15 protein-coding genes and 1 pseudogene are annotated in these 22,266 nt (G+C 47.6%); 1 reads left to right on the top strand and 15 read right to left on the bottom strand.

What is annotated here, in order from left to right:
- Positions 1-185: 185 nt before the first annotated feature.
- On the top strand, positions 186-1,589 hold the full coding sequence (locus TERTU_RS03475; RefSeq protein ID WP_049772835.1) for a response regulator: 1,404 nt from the start codon (positions 186-188) through the stop codon (positions 1,587-1,589).
- A gap of 111 nt (positions 1,590-1,700) precedes the next feature.
- On the opposite strand, the gene ahpF is transcribed toward TERTU_RS03475, so the two are convergent.
- The 15 genes and pseudogenes from ahpF to TERTU_RS03400 form a co-directional block, all read right to left on the bottom strand.
- Positions 1,701-3,287, bottom strand: coding sequence for an alkyl hydroperoxide reductase subunit F (gene ahpF / locus TERTU_RS03470; protein WP_015820617.1), 1,587 nt, complete (start codon positions 3,285-3,287; stop codon positions 1,701-1,703).
- 62 nt (positions 3,288-3,349) lie between these two features.
- Entirely contained in the window at positions 3,350-3,919 is a 570-nt protein-coding gene (ahpC, locus tag TERTU_RS03465) for an alkyl hydroperoxide reductase subunit C (RefSeq protein ID WP_012779315.1), read from the bottom strand.
- 285 nt (positions 3,920-4,204) lie between these two features.
- Positions 4,205-5,842 carry a methyl-accepting chemotaxis protein gene (locus TERTU_RS03460; protein ID WP_015818875.1) on the bottom strand — a complete coding sequence of 546 codons (1,638 nt, stop codon included), beginning with the start codon at positions 5,840-5,842 and terminating at the stop codon, positions 4,205-4,207.
- 88 nt (positions 5,843-5,930) lie between these two features.
- Complete coding sequence (locus tag TERTU_RS03455; RefSeq protein ID WP_015819442.1) at positions 5,931-9,188, bottom strand: P-loop NTPase fold protein; 3,258 nt, start codon at positions 9,186-9,188, stop codon at positions 5,931-5,933.
- A gap of 474 nt (positions 9,189-9,662) precedes the next feature.
- Complete coding sequence (gene drt5, locus TERTU_RS03450; protein WP_015818776.1) at positions 9,663-11,138, bottom strand: antiviral reverse transcriptase Drt5; 1,476 nt, start codon at positions 11,136-11,138, stop codon at positions 9,663-9,665.
- A 28-nt stretch (positions 11,139-11,166) separates the two neighbouring features.
- Positions 11,167-11,268: pseudogene (locus TERTU_RS22430) on the bottom strand (transposase); the annotation flags it as partial.
- A 172-nt stretch (positions 11,269-11,440) separates the two neighbouring features.
- Positions 11,441-13,336 carry an ATP-binding protein gene (locus tag TERTU_RS03445; RefSeq protein WP_228378310.1) on the bottom strand — a complete coding sequence of 632 codons (1,896 nt, stop codon included), beginning with the start codon at positions 13,334-13,336 and terminating at the stop codon, positions 11,441-11,443.
- Positions 13,285-14,457: an SIR2 family NAD-dependent protein deacylase gene (locus TERTU_RS03440; RefSeq protein ID WP_015817924.1), complete on the bottom strand. Its 1,173-nt coding sequence runs from the start codon at positions 14,455-14,457 to the stop codon at positions 13,285-13,287. The genes TERTU_RS03445 and TERTU_RS03440 overlap by 52 nt, the downstream gene beginning before the upstream one ends.
- 121 nt (positions 14,458-14,578) lie before the next feature.
- Positions 14,579-14,938, bottom strand: a complete 360-nt coding sequence (locus TERTU_RS03435) for a hypothetical protein (RefSeq protein WP_041590045.1) — start codon at positions 14,936-14,938, stop codon at positions 14,579-14,581.
- A gap of 3 nt (positions 14,939-14,941) precedes the next feature.
- Complete coding sequence (locus tag TERTU_RS03430) at positions 14,942-15,256, bottom strand: hypothetical protein (protein ID WP_041590044.1); 315 nt, start codon at positions 15,254-15,256, stop codon at positions 14,942-14,944.
- A 54-nt stretch (positions 15,257-15,310) separates the two neighbouring features.
- Positions 15,311-15,925, bottom strand: a complete 615-nt coding sequence (locus tag TERTU_RS03425) for a hypothetical protein (RefSeq protein WP_015820138.1) — start codon at positions 15,923-15,925, stop codon at positions 15,311-15,313.
- A 405-nt stretch (positions 15,926-16,330) separates the two neighbouring features.
- Entirely contained in the window at positions 16,331-16,864 is a 534-nt protein-coding gene (locus TERTU_RS03420; RefSeq protein ID WP_228378255.1) for a hypothetical protein, read from the bottom strand.
- 227 nt (positions 16,865-17,091) lie between these two features.
- The gene (locus TERTU_RS03415; RefSeq protein ID WP_121494651.1) at positions 17,092-17,574 is read right to left on the bottom strand and encodes a hypothetical protein; all 483 of its coding nucleotides are present in this window, start codon (positions 17,572-17,574) and stop codon (positions 17,092-17,094) included.
- A gap of 991 nt (positions 17,575-18,565) precedes the next feature.
- Positions 18,566-19,072 carry a hypothetical protein gene (locus tag TERTU_RS03405; protein ID WP_018015814.1) on the bottom strand — a complete coding sequence of 169 codons (507 nt, stop codon included), beginning with the start codon at positions 19,070-19,072 and terminating at the stop codon, positions 18,566-18,568.
- Between the two features lie 358 nt (positions 19,073-19,430).
- On the bottom strand, positions 19,431-21,899 hold the full coding sequence (locus TERTU_RS03400) for a glycoside hydrolase family 9 protein (RefSeq protein ID WP_015818838.1): 2,469 nt from the start codon (positions 21,897-21,899) through the stop codon (positions 19,431-19,433).
- Positions 21,900-22,266: the final 367 nt, after the last annotated feature.

Here is a 22,266-nt window from a genome sequence, read left to right as displayed (position 1 = left end):
TGTTAAAACACTTTCGTCATGGTTTTGTTGCCTGTTATTAATTTGGGACTGCGCCCTCTGCTACGGGCTTTTGGAAAAATCGGCAGAAACTTTAAGTAAGCTTTCGTATGAGTTTGTTATGAGACGTGCCACAAGCCAGACGCAGTTTTAACGATAAAAAAATAAATCAATTTTGGGGTTCAGCAATGCAACGGGCGCTAATTGTAGACGACTCGAAAACCGCTCAGCTTCGGTTAAAGAAAATGATGACCCGCTACGACCTGACTGTAGACGTCGCATTTTCTGCCGAGGAAGCACTCGGTTACCTAAGCTATCGCATGCCTGCGGTGATTTTTATGGATCACCACATGGAAGGGATGGACGGTTTTGAAGCGCTGAAAATTATTAAAGCGAACCCCACTACAGCAACCGTGCCAGTAATTATGTACACGGCACAAAAAGGTGACGTCTATGTGGGCCAAGCGCGCGCCTTAGGGGCGTTGGATATTCTGTCCAAAGAAGTCATCAAGCCTTCCAATCTTGAACGCGTATTAGCAAGCCTTAAAATTTATCCGGTTGCACACCACGAAGCGGTTGCGATTCCCGTAGCTGCTGGCGCAGGCGTAGTAACGCCACTGCAACCACCAGCCAGCGTGGAACCAAATTCTGAGAGCGAAAAACCCCACCACGATGCAGCGGCCAGTTCTGCCACAACTGATTTCGAAGAAATGCAATTGCAGGTGGCAAGGCTGTTTGAGCTACACATCGCCGATGTAAGGCAACAGATTTCAGAGCATTCGCGCTATGTTGTGCGAAGACTTAGCAACGAAATAGAGAAAGCGGCAGAGAAGGAACCTAAAATTGGCGATGTGCCCTTATCGGTTATCAACGAAGAAATTTCTGCCGACAGCCGCCGCGCAAACCGACTTTCCAGCAGCCTGCTGATTTTTATTCTGGTTGCTGTAGGCCTACTCAGTTTCCAGCTGTACGAAACCCGCACGGCACTGAATACACTGTCTGATGATTACAACCTTCTGGTAGAAGGCAACCGCCAGAGCCAGGCGCTGGTCAGCTCGATGGCAGAAGTGGTTGCACAAAGCAACAAAGAACTCGCCAAAACCAGCCTGAACAGCGGCATTACTGCGGCAATCAGTTGGGCGTTGGATACCAACCTGCAATTTGAATTTAATCAAGCGCCGCTTAACGAAGAGCTGATGATGCAAATCAGTACGCTGGTTTATCGTTTGGCCAGCGTCGGCTTTGAAGGCATAGTGGAACTGAATATTCACCGCGGTAATTTCTGCCTGCAGCAAGCGAGCAACGGCGAGTTTCAACTTGCCGCCGCCAACACGCCTGCCGATCAATGTTTGCTACTGGCCGATACTACACCGGACTTTCCTGTGAGCCAGTACCTGAGCTTGCCTTACATGAACTTTCAGGACAATGCGGTTCCTATTAAGCAGGGCCAAATCGATTTGAATGTGGTGAGCACCGGTATTGGCGAGCCGCGCGTGCCCTACCCGGAAAACCCGCATACCGTTTCCGCTGCGGAATGGAACGCTATAGCAGCAAAAAACAATCGGGTAACTGTAGACCTGAGCGCGCTTTAGAATACGAACAGCTCGCGCAAACTCTAAAGCCGTTAAATTAAAAAGCCCTGCAATCATCGCATTTTAATATGCTGGATTGCAGGGCTTTTTTGTGCTGCTTGGTTTTGGGGTTTACGCCACCTTTTGTTCTGCAAACGGTTGCGGGGTGCGAATCAAATAATCGAATGCCGAAAGTGCCGCGGTTGCACCGCTTCCCATCGCGATAATAATTTGCTTGTACGGGCTGTTAGTCACATCGCCACAACCAAACAAACCGATTTCAGACGCTTCGCCACGCTCATTAACGATCAACTCACCACGCGGTGTGAGCTGTGCAGTGTGCTGCAAGAACTCTGCGTTGGGCACTAACCCAATTTGCACAAATACACCGGCCAGTTCAAGCGTGTGCGACTCATCTGTCGCGCGGTCTGTATAGGTAAGCGCGGTGACTCGCTCGCCATTACCCACCACTTCGGTAGTCTGCGCTTCGGTAATAATTTCTACGTTGGGCAAAGAGCGTGCTTTGCGTTGCAGAACTTCATCGGCGCGCAGCTGTTTACCAAATTCCAGCACCGTAACATGTTCAACAATACCAGCAAGATCAATCGCCGCTTCGATACCGGAATTACCGCCGCCGACCACGGCAACGCGCTTGCCTTTAAACAGTGGCCCGTCACAGTGTGGGCAATAAGCCACACCCCGGCCGCGATATTCTTTTTCGCCAGGCACATTCATTTCGCGCCAACGTGCACCGGTAGCAACGATTACCGAGCGACTCAACACGTGCGCGCCGTTGCTCAGTTCCACACGCGCATAACCGCCCACCACATCTGCTGGCGTTACCGACACAACCCGGGCGCCCGTCATAATGTCTACATCGTATTCGCGCACATGCTCTTCCAAACCCGCGACCAGTTTTGGGCCTTCGGTGGCCTTCACCGAAATAAAGTTCTCGATCGCCATGGTGTCCATTACCTGACCGCCAAAACGCTCGGCAACGATGCCGGTGCGAATGCCCTTTCGCGCAGCGTAAATTGCCGCTGAGGCGCCAGCAGGGCCACCGCCCACCACCAATACTTCAAACGGTGCTTTCGCGGATATTTTTTCTGCTTCGCGCTTGCCTGAATTTTTGTCAACTTTCTGCAAAATATCTTTCAGTGTCAGTCGCCCCTGGGCAAACGGCTCTCCATTTAAATAAACCGCAGGTACCGCGAGAATATTGCGCGCGTCCGCTTCTTCCTTAAATACTGCACCATCAATCATTACGTTGTGAATTTGTGGATTAATGGCCGCCATCATATTCAGCGCCTGCACTACATCCGGACAGTTCTGGCACGAAAGCGACACGTAAGTTTCAAAGCGAAACTCGCCTTCCAGTGCACGTACTTGTTCAATAATATCGGCATCCAGTTTAATCGGGTGCCCACCACTGTGCAGCAGCGCCAGCACCAGCGATGTAAATTCATGCCCCATAGGCACGCCAGCAAAACGAATTTCAGAACCGGTTTTTACCGAGCGCACCACCATTGAGGGTACTCGCTCGTTGCTGTCACTGCCTTCGGTGTGGGAAACCTTGTCAGACAGCTCGGCGATGTCTTTTACCAGCGCATAGACTTCCTGGCCTTTCACACTATCGTCGGCATAACTCACCAGCTCAACAGGTGACTGCAAGTTATTCAAATAAGTTTGTAATTGCGATTTAAGCGTCGCGTCCAACATTATAAATTCCCCCTTTTGGTTAACGAAGCGCCCAAAACGGGCGCTCTACTTACGCGCTTAACTTAAATTTTGCCGACCAAATCCAGCGAAGGCGCCAGTGTTTCTTCGCCTGGCTGCCAGGCGGCTGGGCAAACTTCACCGTCGTGTTCTGCCACGTACTGAGCTGCCTGGATTTTGCGTACCAGCTCTTTTGCAGATCGACCGATACCCAGATCGTGAATTTCTGCAACTTTAATTTCGCCTTCTGGGTTAATCACGAAGGTGCCGCGCAGTGCCAGGCCATCTTCTTCGATCATCACGCCGAAATTGCGTGAGATTTTGCCAGTGGGGTCGCCAATCATCGGGAATTCAATCTTGCCGATGGTTTCTGAGCTGTCGTGCCAGGCTTTGTGGGTGAAGTGGGTGTCGGTGGATACCGAATAAACTTCAACGCCCATTTCCTGCAGCTTCGCGTAGTGGTCCGCCATGTCGCCCAGCTCAGTAGGACAAACGAAAGTGAAGTCTGCCGGGTAGAACATGACAACGGCCCATTTACCAGCCAGATCCTTGTCGCTGACAGGGACAAATTCACCGCGGTGGTAGGCAGTCGCTTCAAAAGGAAGAATTTTGGTGTTGATGATTGATTGAGTCATGTGATCTCTCCGTCTTTGTTAGTTAAGGTCAATTGCCTTCGATGGATTTATAGTAAAAAACTACATTAAAGAGATCTAATCAATTAAAGGGATATACTTAATATATTTTTTTTATGAAACATCCGGAATGTATTAAATAGAGGCTATTAGGAACTGGAAGGGGCGGTTGGTGAAGGGGTTGAAGGGGGTAAAAAAGGGGTAAAAAAGGAGGGTAAAGGGTTTAGGGGTGAAGTAGCAGATAAGTAGGTTGCTCTGGTTTTCCCAGAGCAACCCTGGCGTAGCGCGTTATACCTTGAAGCGGGAGAGCGTTTGACCCAGATGCAGCGCAAGCTCCCGTGTTTGCTCCGCACAATCCGCAGCTTGACGCGCGCTTTCAGCTGTTTCGTCAGTTTGCTCGGTAATGTTGTGCATATTGCGATTAATTTCTTCCGTGGCGGTGGACTGCTGTTCCGCTGCAGCGGCGATTTGAATATTGAGGTCGACAATACCCTGCACAACCTCCGAAATCTGGTCCAGCGCATTGCCAGCGGTCTGCACCTGGCTCACGCTGGACTCCACTCGCGTGCGGCTGAAATTCATCCGCTCAACAGCCGCATCTGCGCCCTGTTGAAGCTGTTCGATAACATCGCGGATTTCCTGGGTCGATTGCTGAGTACGCTGCGCAAGCGTGCGTACCTCGTCAGCTACAACCGCGAAGCCGCGCCCCTGCTCGCCAGCACGCGCCGCTTCAATAGCGGCATTCAGCGCCAGTAAATTGGTTTGCTCGGCGATGCCGCGAATCACCTCCAGCACCGCACCAACATTCACAGTATCCTCTTTCAAGGACTGTATCGCACTCGCTGAGGACGCCATATCCTGCGCCAGGCTCTCAATGCCTTTCACCAGAGAACCTACCACCTGTTGACCTTCGTCAGCACAGGTTCGCGCGGAGCGAGCGCGATCCGCTGCGTCGTTGGTATTGCGCGCGACCTCCACCGTTGTCGCCCCCATCTCGTTCACCGCTGCGGCCGCCATGGATATTTCCTGACGTTGTTGTTCTATGGTTTTACTGGAACGATTACTGGCCTGCTCAATTACCCCCGAGTTGCTGGTAAGTTCGTGGCCTACCGCCAGCACGTCTGCAATCGCATGTTGCAGATTGGCGACAAATTTGTTGAATTCGAGGCTCAAACGGCCAAACTCATCTTGGCTGTTCACCTCTAACCGCGCGGTGAGATCGCCTTCGCCGCTCGCCATATCGCGTAGCCGCACTAACAACCCATTGAGCCGATTGACAACAACTTGCGGCAGGTAAATCCAAAGCGCGATAGACACGATAAGAGCAATAACCAAGAGCGTCACCAGTGTCGTCGACATCGAACTTTGCTCGACCTCGATGTCTTCACCTTCGTCAACCAATCGCTGATGAGTCCGCTCCGTGAGTTGGTCAATCACATCGCGCATAACATCAAAATCAGTCGCACCTTTCCCAAGGCTGAGCGCTTCGGCAGCAGGCAGATCGGTAGCCGCCAGGGAAATTATTTTCTCGACCGTACGACGACGCTCGCTAAACAATTTAAAAAAGTGCTCGACCTCGTCGTCGAACTCGGGAACAGAAATAGCCTTTTGAAACTTACCGACACGTTCCTTGGCCTGATCCAGGTTTTCGTTGATGGTACCCACCAGCTCACCTGGCGATATCATTTTAGGGTTAGACAGCACTAAAGTGCGCTCTGCCAGCAACGCCTGGTAAAGATCACGATCTGCCTCCAGCAAGTACTCCGACGCGGGTAAAAAGGCGTGCACCAGTCTGTCATTTGATTCAGACACCTTGCGTACACTGTGGAACGACAGCACAACAATGCCGAGCATCACAAGAATCACAATGCCCAGCGGCACCCGAAGGCGCCATGCGAAGCTAATATTATTGAAGATTTGAAACATATTCCCGCACTACCTGACTTAACCTGAGTCTCCTAAGCATAGCCAAGGATGCGGAGTTCTGTGATATTACAGTGGCATCTGGATCACGCTACAAACTGTCTGGCGACCGCTGCGGCAACCACTCCCGGTAACCAAAACGGGCCACAGGACCAAGCCATAGCCGTGCCTGTTCGCAAGTGAGATCCGGGTGGTTTACCAAGAGCGCAGACACCACCTCGGCCAGTCGCGGTTCGAGATGCCCATCGTTCATCGGCATCCCTACCCCCAGCGGCATATCGCCACCCTCGCTGACAAGGTTAAAAAAATCTGCGGCACCCTTCGGGAAGCCGCACAACACGGCGAGAAGCAAGAGCGGTACCCGACAAAGGCCCTGCTCGTCACTAAAGCTCGCCAAACGCGTATCCGGGTGGCTGGCTTTGAGAATGCGGTAGAGGTTAACGAAACGCTTAACCGCACGGGGCGAGCGCCCCACCAGACCGCCCAGCTCAGCGATAAACTGCAGCTCGTACTCACTTAACAGGAGCGCATCGCTGGAGAGCAGCTGTGCACGTAAGCTGTTAGAGGCACCTGCCGCCTGCCGCGTCAACTGTTCCACATAGCCAGGCTCCGTATCCTCCGACTCCTCCGATGGCTCGTCGCCAACGCTCTCCTGAACCTCTCCAGTATCAACCGTGGGGGGCGGTGGTGCTTTCAACACCTGATCGCGCAGCAGCCCGCGCAGAAACCCTGCAGTTGCGTTTTCGTCCAGCGGTTTCAGCCAAAACGGAATTTGGAAGATTTTTTCGAGATAATCGTGCGTGCTGGCCTGGTGTGCTTCAGTGTGCCCTATGTCGGCATCGCTTTCATGATGCAAAAACGGATAGCGTTGCTTCAGCGCCCGCCCAAGCCAGCGCGCATCCACGCCGACTACCACCATAAACAGCGGGAACGCCAGCATCAAATGAATCGCTTGCAATACGTCCACCACTAACCGCGGCTCGCAGCGGTCCAGATCGTCGATATAAAGCACAATGCGATTGAGCTTGGGTAAATCGTTAGTCTCCTGCTCGCGCAACAGTTCATCCAGTCGACTAAAGTCGCGGCGCACCGTATTCAAAATGCCCAGCTCGTTTTGATAATCGGCACTGGCCGCGCGCGAAAAAACAAAACTGGCAAAGGCTTCTTCCCCTGCGCGGCCGTAGTGCGCGTTTAATTCATCGTGTCTCAGGCGCGCACTCGCCAAGGCCGCCAGGGTCTGCTGTTTTTGCAGTTGCAATTCCTGGAGTTCTTTTTGGGCGCGCTCACGTTTTTTCCCAAGTTGCCGCTGAGCGTCGCTTTGCGCAATCTCGTAGCCGTCTTTCAGGCGCGAAACCAGATGCAGAATTTTGCCAAAGCGGGTACAAAAACGTGAAAACGCCGCGCTGGACAACAGCGTTAATACCGAGATCAGCCCCATCATAGGCATGTTGTTCAGCGACATCATCCACCAGGAACCCAGGATGCCTGCGAGTACCAGGCCGAGCAACAGAACCAACTGAAGCCGGTTGGCCATAAAAAACCGCAGCCATTGGTGCACACGATTGCGCAAAGACTGCCGACGAAATTGCGCCAGCCAGTCCTGCACTCCCTGCCCGCTTTTTACCAACTGCTCCAGTTGGCTTTCCAATTCCGGCTTGCCAAAAATATCGGCGATGTCCTTTTTATATTTTTGCAATTGCACAAGAGCCGTATCCGCCGCCATCACCGGTTCTGGCCGGGCGACATCGGCAAATTGTTCGGTCGCAGTTTGCAATGCGGCTATGTCGCTGTCTAAGCGCAAACTTTCCTCGCGCAGGTCGCGCACCTGCTCGGCGGTGTGTTCCAGCTCTTTTTCCATCACCCGGTCGTTGTCCAGGCGCGCCATTAACGCGTTAAATTCCTTCTCCGCCGTGTCCGGGTTGAGTCGCCGCAATTCCTGCTTTAGTCCTGCAAAAACATGGTTCACCATGCTTGCCCACAGATTGGCTTCCTGATAATGCCAGGCGTTAAACCAGATCTGTGCGACCTTGCCGCAAAAGGCGGCCTCCTTTGCCGGTTCTTGCACCACCGTTTGCGTCAGCGTATTAACATGCATACGCAAACGCCGCATAAAAAACGTTTTACCACTGCCCCAATCGCCAAATAAACCTATCGCCAGTGGTGGCGCCGCATCGCGCGCGCAAAGGACTTTGGCGAGCGCAATCGCATCCCGGTCGACATCGAGTAAATCTTCAGGTGCATCATCGGCGGAGTCGGAATCCAGGCGGGTCAAAAGGGGGAGGAAATCATCGTGCGGTGATTCATCCGTTTGGAGATTGGCCTGAATCAGCTCGCGCCACGCGTCCTGGTTGTCTTCGGGGTATTGGGAGGAGATTACGGCTAAGAAGGGTTCGTGTACTCCAGTATAAAGTAGGGGAAATTTATTCTGTACGTCATCAAGAAAAGGCTGAATTGCCTCCACCTCCCCGATCAAGATAGCCCCAAATAAATGACGAAATCCGATGTGTTCGCTGCGAGAGGTTGCTACAGCGATCCTTCTGGCTGAGGACAAAAAATAGGAGCAGCTGACAGACAAAAACTTCTCAAGCAAAATTTCAGCACGAAAAGCGTTATCCTTAGATTCTAAAAAGTACTTTGTATTCGGCCACTCGGTAATAAACTCTCCAACAGGAAAGACTTCCGAAAATGCGACTATTTTATTTGTTGTGCTAAAGTCGTTACCTTGAATTGCAAGGAGCAAGAACGTCGATTGAACCAAATCACTCGCCAACAAAGTATTCTCTGACCGCCGGACCGCACCTAACGCCATAGAAACAACTTTTTTACTGGCTTCATCATACCGATAGTCGAGTAAATACCTCGCACTCACCACGGTCTGTAGCTCGCCATTTCCAGGGCCAGATTGCAACGGCGACGGCACCGGCTTGTTACAGAGGGGAGAGACCAAATCATTCAGCAGGCACACCTCATCCAGGGTCACGCGAAAGTTGGTGCCGGTGGCGTTGCGCAAAATGGTCAGTCCGCGAAACCCCGTATTCGCCAATAACTGCTCGCGGCGCAGTGGTTGGGTGAATACCTGCTCATAACGCACAGGTACCCGGCTGTTGCCCGCATCATCGACAAAGGTTTCGCCGGTAATTCTGCCATAACCATAAATACCGGCACCGTCGCCCGCCTGCCACACATACACAATATCACCGGTTTTATACTGCGATATAAACCGTGTTACCGTCCAGTTAACCTCCGCGCCCTCATGCAGTTCGCTATGCAGATCGTAGCGACCGGGGGTCGCCTGAAATATCCAATAGTGCACAGGCTCTAATGGGGTCGCGGACGGGGTATCGGCCATGGAGTTTCCTTGAATCGTTTTTGGTTTTTGCCGCTTGTGCAGCGAAATCCGGTGGTTCCGACTTATTTCGGCTTAGTTAATATTTGCACTAATTTAGTTATAAAAGACACCAGTGGCAACAAAAATAAAACCAATAGCCCATTCTGCCAGTTGTTCTGAGTAGTTCCCTCCTTCTTGTAACGTAGGATCAATAGCCATTAATCTTTCATGACTATTTTCAGAAGAGTGAATAAGATGATTAGCTTTCGTTAGAAGCCTATTTGTTGATGTGGTTAAGAGGTTAGCCCGTTGATTTTCGAACGCAATTAGCATGAAAAAACAATCGACGATATGAATAACAAAAAATATTTAAAAGCAACCAGTTGATCAATTTAGATTATATGATCTTTTCTTAAAATTAACACCTGTGTAACAGGCACGAGCTTGCGAGCGTCTTAATAGACGCACTTGGTACTTGATACTAAGCTACGCTGACTACAAGGCAATTATAGAATCTCCGATCAGCTTGTTCATTGGGCTTACCTTCGAAAAATACCCAAGAAGATAATTTTTTCTCTGCTTTGCATCGGACCTCATTCCGACCGCTGAAGCCCATGCCAGCCAACCGCTTGATCCATTTTTTAAATGCACCTCGCGCCAGTCTGGCATGCCAAACCCTGATTCTGGGATTTCTAGAATTTTGGCTTTTGATATGTTAGTTGCGTCGCGATGTTCGTATAATTTAGCCAGTAGCGTTCCTACAGACTTAGCGGACATTAAATGCTTTTCAGAAATTTTCGCGATCCAGAATAGCTGGTATTCATTCATATACCGGCCACTATCAACGAGTTCAATAAGCCTTTCTGTTAATTCAGGTATTTCAAGTATGTCTTCACACTTGTGGTATATCTTCTTTGATAGATGAGGAAATCGGTAAATAAAATCTGGAATATACTCATAAAAGGTATCTGAGTGCTCGTGAATGCAGTCTAATATAAGGCTTGCCTCATGGTCAGTTGCTTCATCCTCACTTAACATATTTATAAGATATTCTACTTCTAAGTCTGTAAGGTTCCTAACCGCCTCTTCATATTCTTCATAGTCCATGCCTGAACCAGAACCTACGTAAATCTTTTCCAGGATCTGACTTTTAATATCATCAACTTCTTGTTCAATGGATTTTTCTACATCTGAAAAAAGCACGGTCTTATCAGTATTCAAATTTAAGGATTTCTGGCCAAGTCCTTTTTGAATAGTTTGAAAATCCTTAATAAGTACGTCTTTAGAATTAGAAAACAGCATGTAATCATCCATAAAACGAATCATGTGCTCACATCGAATTAGCTCCGAATGATCCATAAAAGATAAAAAATGGCTGCCTAGCATTTTTGAAGGGTAAAGCCCATGAGGCAAGAAGTCGATTGAGAAGCCTGTGTTAATTTCGCGCATATATTGGCCAAAGAGATTAATGTCGGCTTGAGTTGGCTTCTGGGAAGAAAACCAATTTGTCAGATCATGATGATAAATTGAATTAAAGAAAGCTGATATATCGAACTTGATAAAGTATTTGTATTTAGACTTGAGATCCTCAGCTTTTGACGAAAATTCCTTATAGCTTTCATGTATTGCGACGGGGAGTCCTTCGAAAAATCGATAACCGAAGTTTTCTCTTGATGGGTTACTACTTTTTCTAAATATCCGCCTGTTCTTATACGCCATTTGATATAAATAGTACTCGGCAACTGGATCAAGCTTCATTGTTCTCCGAAGGTGGTGTCCGGCCTTGCTAGCGTATACGGTCTCTTGCGACAGAAAGGAATAATCCGTCTCTTTTGGATTGGCAATTTTGGAAATATAAACTGATAAGGATGAGGAATTATTCTCCACAAGACATTTGCAGGTATCCATGGGAAACAAAGTCCCATTGTAATCCCACAAGTAGAACTCTTTAACTTTAGTATGGTTAGTCATAGCATTCTACTTTTATTCCGGCGTCGTATAACGAGACTGTTGCCTCAAAGCTGCCGTCTGTTATTCGTTCCTCGGGAATAACAGCCACAAATTTCCCCTGTTTATCATTACCCTGTTTGTAATGCGCCATGCCAGACTCCGTTAAGCGGCGTTGGGGTCTATTTTAACCCTTTAGAAACTTCTGTTCTGCAGGTTTTTGATGATTTTTTGAGTTTTTCGACAGCTTCAACGCCGCACTCACCGGTAAATTATGAGCGCAGCGAGTAATTTATCCGCGTGCAGTGCCTTGTTATAACGCGCTTCTAACTGCACATTCTCTCAGATATCTCTTTCAACTTTTCTATATCTAGGCGATCACTCGCCCAGCCCTGAGCAAATGGTATCGTATTTGATTTCGGCAATTGCTCTTCTTTTAGATCCCTAACTCTTACTCTGGAAGGTAGAGCCGAACCTTCACCAACAAAAATTGCTTCTTGCTGAGATAAAATGGGTAATGCTCCAACCATGCCAGAAAGTCCATCTGGCAAGAATCGAGCGACATGCTGCTGGTCTGCAGAATTTGTTAGCCTTAGTACTACCCAAGTACCACACTGTGAAATTACTGTGCTGTCCACATCGGCTGGCCGCTGGCTTACCAGCATCAAACCAATTCCGTATTTTCGCCCCTCTCTTGCTATACGCCTGATTGCTCCCTGAGCGGATGCGTACTGAGCCTCCCCGTGATCTGGAACATACCTATGAGCTTCTTCACACACTAATAATATAGGATCCTTCTCTTTCTCTTCTTGAGTTTGAAATACTTTGTACTGAAAAAGCAACCTAGCAATTAGTGCGGTAAGCGGGCCTGCAACTTCATTTGGTAAGCCTGAAATATCAATAATTCTAATATCTTTTCCTGCCTGACTAGGTGCGCCAATGAATTGATTCAAAACTTGATGTAGCTTTATTTCAGCATCGTTATCAACCCAACACCTCATCATAAATGAAAGTCGAGTATCTCTTCTCAGAACTTTTAATTTATCTAACACTGCCGAAACATAGGACATACCTGAATCTGATGGTGGTAGTGACTCTAAAATCTTTGTGCCTTTTTTAAATCTTCCACCCTGTATATACTTAACATGAGCTTCGAACTCATCAAGACAAAATGGTCTCGGCTTATCACGATCGAATTCCAGAATTTCTGAAGTATCCTTGCCATCGCATAAATCTGGATCGTCAAAATTTTTTAAATGGTTAAGGGCCTCTGTATCGAACTTTCTTGGGCAAGGTTTGACAATTCCAGCGGCAACCATTCTTGCATGAGCGAGAGCTATTTGAACCACATTGTTTTGACTGGTAGCGCTTCTTTCCGTTTTACCGATAACTAGGTTAGTAAACTCATCACTAGACATTAACCAATACGGTAGCTTTATCTCTTCCTGACCATCGTCGCCTGCCGCTATGTCATATGCTCGGTACTGTACGGCTCGCTCTTTAAAGGCTGAACCATACTCACCATGAGGATCAATGACCACTATCTGAGGAGACAGCTCTTTATCATTATTTTTATGCGATAGTACGCTATGAATAATCGCGGCAACAGTACCTGACTTACCAGATCCTGTAGATCCAAGAACCGCACAATGCATACCAAACATTTTATTAATGTTAGCTCGACAGGCTGTAGATTCAGAAGCACTGTAAACTGCAAAGGGAACTAATGGATCTACTTCATCATCTCTTGCACCTTCAGCGGAACGGTAGACAAAAGAAATTTCTTCGTTGGTTAGCAGGAATACGCCTTGTTGGGGCAAAGGGTAGGTTTTAATACCACGCTTAAAGGCCAAAATTGACTTTGTATTATTCCAGCTGCCTTCAGCTAACAGCTGGACTTCCATTACACGCTGATCAGAATCAGAAGTCACAGGCATACCTGCTTCAATTAACTCTTCCGATCGCATTCTGAGCATTGTTACCAAGCCAAAAATTATTTTGCGACCATAGTGAATTTTAACCATGCTACCTATTTGACCGATAGGGTAAACACGACCATTAAAAGTTCTTGTTAATTCAGATATTTTATCTGAAATCTCAACTTTTATATTGGTTCCTGACACCTCAACAACTTGGCCTATTTTCAACTCTTCAGATGGTGTAAACATAACTAAACCTCGCATCCGTTCTTTAATACTGATGTTACACCTTTGAATGTCCACCAATAATCGTCTTTGTCTTTTCTTTTAAATGGGCCTTCTTTTCCAATATATAGGCCGTGTATGGATGCGATAATCACTCTTGAACCAAAACTATCGCTACGCCACTTTTCTAAACATGGTGGAATTTCATCTCTACACTCCAAGAATGCGAGCAATACTGTTTTATTTTCTGCTTTCGATAACGCAAATTCAATTTCGTTGTTGATATGATCATCGCCAAAACTATAGCCGCACACCGCTAACATATTGCTATTGGAAGAATTTAGCGATTTTCTGAATAAGTCAAACTGCGTAGAGAACGGATCTTGCTGAGTGGCCACGTATTTAGTGGCTTGAGGGTAAATTAGAACCCGACGGTCCGCCTTTGGGTATAGATCATTTTCTCTAACTCGCCATACATACCCTTTGTCACAAAGGAACCAATCTATGGAGCCATGCATTTTAATTAAGTTGGCGCGCTGATTGTTCGCTGGAATGAGTTCTCCATACTTCTGTTTTCGATAGGCTATAGCACCACCATCAAACCCATCCCAATAAGGAATTTTATTTAGTGCTAATGCATCTTCTAAAAGAGTGTCATAGTTGGTTGTGAAAATATTGACAGCTTTTCTTCGCTCATGAACACCAGCGGATGCGTGATTAAATAGAGTGTCAACAAATTCTAAATGTGCTTCGATGTCTACAATTGGTTTAGACAAAGAGCCCTCTTCAACTGTATTTCCATCATTGTCCTCAACATAGCCACACCGGATAACATTTGAGATAGACTCAAGAATTTTATTATGTACATCCTTTAGGGTTGCCAACTCAACTTCCACCCCACGAATTACAGTTTTCTTTTCTTTATTTCTTTCAGCTAATGCAGCATAGTCGCCAAGATGACTAAGAACATGCTCTATATGGCACTGCTCTGGCAGCTCATCAAACAGTGGAGTGATAATATCGTCATATAACTTCTTATGACTAGCTTCTATATCCTTCTTAACTTTATTCGTTAAAGGGTACATTAACGGTAATTTAGCATCGAAACTTATTCCTGCACCCAATAGCCAACTTTGCTCACTACACTTCAAGTGTTCCTCTACTTGCAAGAACAACTCGTCATCAATCAAATCATTCATTTTCTTTCCTTCTTATAGAGTTGTACCGAAGCTGGCAACCAGAGCGTTATAACGCCCACATAAAAGGCGGAGCGTCAGCGACGTCCAGCGTAACGTAGTGGAGCGATTTTTGATGTGTTTGTTAAGTTGCTAAAATTGAAAACACTACCGCAAATAATAAGCCAGAAAAAAAGGTCAAAAACTGTAAGATTGAAGTAACCTTGAGCGTCTTGTTGTAGATGTTTAACGCCGGCGCTGGCTTTTTATTAGAACCCATAATGCCAGTTAAAGTCATAAGGCAAATTTGCCCAAAGAAGACTGATATCAAAAGTAACGCCCAAACACCATTTACATACCATTTCAATTCTTCCGGAACCGTACCAATGAAATCCTTTGAAAAGGTAACAGTTAGCGCGATGACGCCGGTAGCTAGAGCCATTAATTGTTTAGTGGTATCCCTAGCGTACTCGAAGGCAATCTGAGAACGACTTTCTCTATCCATAATTTATTCTCCAAATGGCCAAATATCACTCAGGAATTCTTTTATCTTCCCTAAGAAAGAACTACGTACAACTGCTCGTTTCTTTGGATCTATTGGTGCTTGCGCGTTCTCCTTCGCTTGCTCAGAAAACTTTATCACCAGTTTCCTTAGCTTCTTTCTATCCAAAGTATCTTTAGTGATACCTTCTGGAATTCGGTCACGAACCAAATGAATTATATCTCGTTGGCAACTGTCAGAAATCCGGGTTGACTCGTCGTGAACAGCCTCGACAATTTCCTTGAATATTGCTCTCTCTAATTCAAGCTTATTTTTATCCATATTTAAATTGCTTCTTTTTTGGTTAACTCTAAGTTCTGGCTACTTAACGTTTAGTTAAGTGGCCGAGCGATTAGCGAGGTCACGCTTGAACTTTTTGTTAGGCCATGTTTCGTCGATGAATAACTTTAACCGAAATGCAAGTTCTACGAAAGCAGCTGCAGAAGTAACTGAAAGATCGTCTGCCTCACCATGCGCGACTTTATTTCGAAGCCTTTCCAAACTACGGAATATTTCTAGTTTAGCCGGATGCTCTACTAATAATACTTCAGCTCCCCGATAACTAGAAAAGACTGGGCTTTTCCTTTCTCCTTCAGTGATAATATTTTTATTCATTAAAGCCTTACCCACAGTTAATTCTAATTGCACCCAAGATTCAAAGAGAGCTGCACTTGGATACTCCAAAGCAAGTGATAAAATTTTCTCTTTTTGTTGTTCAGTTTCTGGCTGAGATTTTGCTGCATCGATTTTTGGCAACTTAGCATAATCTGCTTCCGATTCGGTTTTCCTTAGGGAACGATCAAAATCTAACTGCAAATCTTTGTATTTGAGCTGTTTTAGTTTGGGGATAAGATTAGAGATTCCGTCTTTTAGCATATACACGACGAGAACCAGACTTAATGGCCAAGCGAGAGAATCCACTAGTTTTGTAATAAAAGTTAACGAGTCCATCAGCAGTATCTCTTTGGCCTAACATTTTATTAAATAAACCCACGAACCATTTCCCTTTCTATATCCCTACACTACGTCTCAAAGCCGATATGCACGGCAACATAAACCGATTCAACACTCCACAATACCGCACGGCCTGCGGCCTTACTTTCGATGGCCGTTAGTAATGTCCGGGGGTTTTAAACTATAAGCCCGCTTTCCACTCGCTAACCGCAAATAATCGCATTACACCAATATTTCCTCCGAGCAAATATTCGTCCAAGATAATCGCGATCGAAGCATTATTTCGTTGTTTTATGCGCCGAGATTGACAGCTTTTTACGCTACAACGGATTGTTTAGTCTGATATGTTGGTTTTGCGCTGGAATTAGCGCTATTTGTGTGCCGATATATTTAACAGACGCTTCAATTATGCGGTGCGATTACAGGCTTGCTTTGGTGGGCGCAACAGCCGGGACGTAAATAACCCAACCACGCCACGGCGGCCCATTGGCACCCAAGATTCCACATTGTCGTAAATATAGGGTTATGGACGGTTGGAGATGGGTCAAACTGTGTCAAAGGCGGGTCATTTGCGGTTGTAGACCGGTCGAACTCGATCAAAGGCGGGTCATCGACGGTTGTAGATCGGTCGAACTCGGTCAAAGGCGAGTCATCGGCGGTTGTAGACCGGTAAACCTCGGTCAAAGGCGGGTCACCTGCGGTTGTAGACCGGTCGAACTCGGTCAAAGGCGGGTCATTTGCGGTTGTAGACCGGTCGAACTCGGTCAAAGGCGGGTCATCGGCGGTTGTAGACCGGTAAAACTCAGTCAAAGGCGGGTCGTCAGCGGTTGTAGACCGGCCGAACTCGGTCAGAGGCGGGTCATCGGCGGTTGGAGACCGGTAAAACCCGGTCAAAGGCGGGTCACCTGCAGTCGTAGACCGGTCAAACTCGGTCAAAGGCACGTCATCTGTGGTTGTAGACCAGTATAAATGGTATGGTCTCGTGGCTTTTTGCACCGCACTGGAAACGCTGGGGCGCGGCTATCGTTACAGCTTTCAATACGCCTGGCTACGGCAAAATAGATACACAAGATTGCGACGGCAGTGATAGCAACAGTCACCGACAATGAGTGTGCACTTTAGTGATAATAAATAGCCAGCGAGCGAACGAGCCGGATATGCGCTCATTTTTTTGTTCTGCGATGGTACAACGCCAAATTACGTTCCACGATACTACAAAGTAAATTGGGATCTTCACCGTTTAATTTTAGATGGTGCTCAATTTCAGGCCTATAGTCTGATGTCTCCTCCATTAGCACGATAAGCTCATCCTGGGTTAGCTTCATTATCGCGTCGACTATTAACTCGCCTTTTTGCATGTAGGGTACACTGGAGTCTTCAATTGTCGAAATTAATAGCCCGTCTTCTACCTTCCAGGTATTGATCCAATAATCTACAGAATAATTTCCGTAAACATTAAACTCCATACTGATTTCGCACTTTTTCCCTCCGTGGATATAGGCAATCTGACTGAACACAAGGCCGGGCCGATCGGTATCTTTTAAATACCAAACCCCCAAGAGAGGCGCCTCAACAAAGCCGGGAGCTGCAACATTCGTACATGACACAATACAAGATAACAAGAAAATCAATACAATTTTTTTCACCGCATACTCTCCATATGATCAAGAATTACGGGGCCGACCTCACCAGCAATAGTCGTATAACAAAAAATTTAGCCTGCCCCGTAATAAATTAGAAACCAATAAAAAATACTGTATTTCGACCTTGCAGAAGTCTCACCGTAAGAACCCAGCAATTTAATTACGCTAAAAATATGAACCAAATTATCTTTTGCCGGGAATGCGAAAAGATGACCTCCCTTCCCCAGGGTATCGCGGCCATCTGACTGAACACAAGGCCGGGCTGATCGGTATCTTTTAGATACCAAAACCATAGGAGAAGCTCCTTAGTAAAACCAGGAACAGCAACATTCGCACATAAAATATTAGAAAAGCAAGACAGCCATAAACCAATATAATTTTTTAACGCGGCGTTGCGCCTTGCTGAGGTATAATCCCGTTAAAATTTCCCACAAATCGTGAGTGGCGCTTTCGGTTAAAATAAACCCGGCCAGTCACAAAACAGATCACAGCAATGCCGGTTAAGTTGATAACCTTGCCAAGCAAAGCGCAGCATACATAACCGAAACACCCACTAGCGCCTGGTATATACCACATAAAAGTCCGTATAACGTAAACTCAAAACCATCCAAATAAACCAAAATTTCGTAACATAGAACATACCCAAACATCACCAACGGCCAACAAAACGGTATCAACGATAATTTTTTAAAATATATACAGCAATACCAAAATACAACGCAAAACTTACCACAAGTAACGGAATTTCACTTATCCACAACCCTACGTAAGCGACAAAATGACATAAATCCGTTTCAATCAATGCTTTGCAATACGCAACTTTTGGCGCTAACGCTATTGATATGTATAGGTAATCGAATAAGTACTCATACATCAAACTCAACCAGCCAACACCCAACAATCCCAACAAAAGTGATATAAAGTTATTTTTCAAGATGACACTCAATACTCTAATAAAAAAAGCAGCGCGTCAGCGGCGCACTCCGGAGACATTTTATTCCGTACCGGTTTCTGATAACGTTGTGATGCCATACTGGCTAGCCTTACTTGCTACAAATAACGCCTTGCCCTTAATTTTTTCATCAGAAGATTTAAACGGCTTTATAAACCACTCCCAAATAGAATACCTTTCGTATACATCCAAAAAGTATTCAACGGTATTAACCCGACCCGATCTTTCTAAGGTAAACGAAAAATTCTCACTTGCGTTCAAATACCCAGGAAGTATCCCCAGGGTGAAAATTGGTGCAATAAGACCATTACCACATCTGAACGTAATTTCCGAATCCTGTAGCGTGAGTACCGTAGGAACGGAATCATCATTTACAATTTCAAACAAACCCGACTGCTTTAATATAGTGTAATTTGGGTGTTCCGGGTTTGCGACCCTTACCACCTGTGGCGAATACTTACTTACGCCTTTCACATTTTCGTGCCTACCCAAGTACATGTTGGAGGTACAACCTTGAAGTAACATTAAAAGAAAAATCAATACTCTCATTTTCAACGACCCCGGGAGTTTAACGCTCCATAGCGATATTTTAGCGCAACAGAATAAGTCGAAACAGTTTTAACATGCGCTAGTTAAATCCATTTTTCTCTATCGTTTCTTTAATTTCACATATTTTTAGCTTGGCTGTTGACTCAAATAATAGCGACGCCAATAGAGCCGCATAAAAAAAGGGGCCGAAGCCCCTTTGGTTTACACGTTAGCTGTTTAGACTGATTAATTTAGACTCATTAATTTAGTCTGGTTAATCTGGTCTGGTTACTCGAGACAGCTCAGGTTAGCCAAGCCACTGTTGATCTGCTAACACGCTAACACGCGACCAGCCAACTGGTCGCGTCAGTTGCGCCGATTATTGTGCGGTTGCCAGGTCGTCAACGGCCAGTGCGAAATACACGAAGTAAGCCGCCATGTTAACCACGTATTCGTTTTGTCCCCAGAAGAACGGCCAGTCTTCGCGGTTTTCTGGCAGGTCGGGTTTCAGAATTAATACGCCGGGCACCACGCCGCCGGAAATAAACGAGAAGTTCGCACGGTTCATTCCGTAGGCCACATTTTTAGAGACGGTGCCCACGCCAGACACAAACGAGCGATCCGAATCCGGATGGGTACCGAGCAGGTAGTTCATACCGCGATACACATCTTCTTTACTGAATAAATCCGGGAAGGCTTTCAGCAGTTTGTAGTGGCTCATGGCTTCCAGCATCACCCAGCCGTTACCGGCCCAGCCGCCTTCCGTGATGGTCACGCCGTAGGGGTTTGCATCCAGCTTCGCGCGCATTTCTGCGGCATAGGTTTCCGCCATCGCGCGCACTTGTTGTTTATGCGCGTCGTCCATGTACGGGTAAGCCGCCATGATATGGTTTACCGCAAACAGGAATTTTTCGCCCATGGCCGGCAGCGAGGCCTGCACCACGTCGAGAAACTCTTGCTGGCCACCGCTGGTAAGCAGCAGCTGCACGGCCGCGGCAAAGCGCTCGCTTTCCAGTGGGCCGCCCGTGGTGTTGCCGAAATCAAATACCACCGGTTCGCGGTTTTGCTCTTTGCGCCAGGCTTTCAGCGCGGTATCCAGGCAGGCTTTGGCGAGGGTATCGTTGTGGCCTTTGAGTGCGCGACTGGCGGCGGCGAGGCCGGAGACCGAACCGTAATTCAGCTTCGAGGATTCCGAAGTGAACGCCCAGCGATCGTCAAACACCCCGCTTTGCTTGCCGTTGTTTTCCAGCTCGCCCATTTTCGGGTTGTACACCATGTTGTCGGTCATGGTCAGGCCATCACCCAGATGTGTGTACTGCGCAAGTGTGGGCACAATAATACCGGGAATCGCATGGCCCACCGCATCGAACTGGGCCAGCAGCGCAATCGCGCCGTGCTCTACCTGTTGCAGAATATCCAGCTTGCCGTCTGGCACGTGCAGGTCCACATATTTACGCGGGTAATCCACCAGGGTCACGTCGCGTTTAGGCTGGAAGGTTTCCCAGGCATCCACCAGTTTTTCCACCGTGCGGTACTGGGTTTGGGTGCGGATATCGTAGTCACCCGCATCGTACCAACCACCAACATTTAACCCGGGAATGTGTTCGCCTGGTTTGTATGGCGTGTCGGTGGTGGGGCCTTGCGCGTACAAGTCGAAGTGCTTGTGGTCAACCGGTGCTTGCAGCGCGTCGTCCAGGTGGGAGGCACCGTGCCATACGCGATAGGCTTCGTTAATCAGCATGTGGTCCATTTGCACCGGCATGTAAACATCGAGGCTCGGGTGCCAGGCATTTTTGTACACGTCCTCGGCAATCATAAACGGCGCGGTTTCCACCTTGCCGTATTGCAGCTTATAGAGGCCGGTTGCGGTGACCTTGGAAAAGTCGAAGGTGCGATAATTGTAGCGCTTGTAGCTACCCCACGGCTCGGCGCGACCTTTGGCGACGACCTTGGTAGAGCCGTCGTTATTGATGCGCACGAGGCTGACCTTATCGTTGCTGCGATCATTTTTATCCAGTTCGAGCACCGCCACTTTCTGTTGGGACGGGTGATACCCGAGCTGCGAGTGGCCGATCACCGGCGTGCGCAGCCAGTTCTTTTCTACATTCGCGCTCAGCTTCCAGGTCAGCACATCGCCGGTTTTGCCCGCGGGCAGCACACTGCGCACCACGAACCAGCCGTTCTGGGCTTTGCCGCGGCCATCGTAGAGTGCCAACTCGAGGCCCTCGGATGCAATGCTGATTTGACGCTCCGCATCGCCCGCACCCAGTACCAGATTGTGGCCTTTAGCCAATGCTCTGGGCGCGCGGTAATCGAGCTCCCGGCGACCCGAAGGGTACACAGGGAAGGCGCCGGGCTTGCCGTCGATCAAAAAGCCTTTTTCAAAATACGCGGAGGGAATAAATTCCAGGTTGAACCCCGCTTTACCGGCGAGTGCCTCCGGCACGGCTTTGGGCAGGTTAACGGCGATCTGAACACCGTCGCCTGTGCTCTGTACCCGAATCGAATAGTTGAATTCGTAGTCCGGGTAATGCAGGAACGCTTCGATGGTGCCGGTTTCGCGGTCTACCTTGCGCTCGATAAACGCGGGAATCTTGTCCCACTGTTCTGGCGTGGAGTGCAAACGTACATCGCCGTTTGTTACCGTGCGTACACCGTGGTGGATAATTTCGACCCCACTTATTTTAGAGTCGTCGAACAAACCGTTGTACCAGTTGCTGAACACCAGCACGTTCAACCCCTGAGCCTCAAAATAATCGCTATCGTTCAATGTCAGCTGCGCAGGTTTGGCCAAGGCCGCCCCGGATAGCAGGATCGAACAGAGCAATACTGCCCTCAATACACTCATTTAATCACCTATTCTTATTGTGGTCTTATTGAAAATTGCAGGCATGCCAGTAGAGCTGTGCGGTTCAATGCTCTCTGGCAGGCGTGTCTCGTTAGTCGTTTATGGTTATGATCTTAACGGCCTTTCCGGCGGAACCCCGGCCAGTATAGTCAAAAGTACTATAACTGATATATATGGTGGATACCGCCTCGCTGTGGAAAACAAACCAACCGCGTTTTTCTCACGTAAAGAGTCGACAGCGGCGTAATATTCACCTTCAAAAGTGATAATGTTCAGCACGCTTGCCTAACTTTACACCGAATTCCGTAATCGCCGAGTTGGATGTTCAAATCCGTTCTCGCAACCAATTACACAAGTTATGTGCGAA

Origin of the sequence: Teredinibacter turnerae T7901, from assembly GCF_000023025.1 — a bacterium.
In the GTDB taxonomy this organism is placed as follows: Bacteria; Pseudomonadota; Gammaproteobacteria; order Pseudomonadales; family Cellvibrionaceae; genus Teredinibacter; species Teredinibacter turnerae_B.
Note: the sequence above shows the minus strand (reverse complement) of the source record. Positions and strands in the feature narration are given on the sequence as shown.

Bases quoted from the DNA above. Each gene is read 5' to 3' on its own strand.
- TERTU_RS03475 (WP_049772835.1), top strand. From the start codon at position 186: ATGCAACGGGCGCTAATTGTAGACGACTCGAAAACCGCTCAGCTTCGG.
- ahpF (WP_015820617.1), bottom strand. From the start codon at position 3,287: ATGTTGGACGCGACGCTTAAATCGCAATTACAAACTTATTTGAATAAC.
- ahpC (WP_012779315.1), bottom strand. From the start codon at position 3,919: ATGACTCAATCAATCATCAACACCAAAATTCTTCCTTTTGAAGCGACT.
- TERTU_RS03460 (WP_015818875.1), bottom strand. From the start codon at position 5,842: ATGTTTCAAATCTTCAATAATATTAGCTTCGCATGGCGCCTTCGGGTG.
- TERTU_RS03455 (WP_015819442.1), bottom strand. From the start codon at position 9,188: ATGGCCGATACCCCGTCCGCGACCCCATTAGAGCCTGTGCACTATTGG.
- drt5 (WP_015818776.1), bottom strand. From the start codon at position 11,138: ATGACTAACCATACTAAAGTTAAAGAGTTCTACTTGTGGGATTACAAT.
- TERTU_RS03440 (WP_015817924.1), bottom strand. From the start codon at position 14,457: ATGAATGATTTGATTGATGACGAGTTGTTCTTGCAAGTAGAGGAACAC.
- TERTU_RS03435 (WP_041590045.1), bottom strand. From the start codon at position 14,938: ATGGATAGAGAAAGTCGTTCTCAGATTGCCTTCGAGTACGCTAGGGAT.
- TERTU_RS03430 (WP_041590044.1), bottom strand. From the start codon at position 15,256: ATGGATAAAAATAAGCTTGAATTAGAGAGAGCAATATTCAAGGAAATT.
- TERTU_RS03425 (WP_015820138.1), bottom strand. From the start codon at position 15,925: ATGGACTCGTTAACTTTTATTACAAAACTAGTGGATTCTCTCGCTTGG.
- TERTU_RS03405 (WP_018015814.1), bottom strand. From the start codon at position 19,072: ATGAGAGTATTGATTTTTCTTTTAATGTTACTTCAAGGTTGTACCTCC.
- TERTU_RS03400 (WP_015818838.1), bottom strand. From the start codon at position 21,899: ATGAGTGTATTGAGGGCAGTATTGCTCTGTTCGATCCTGCTATCCGGG.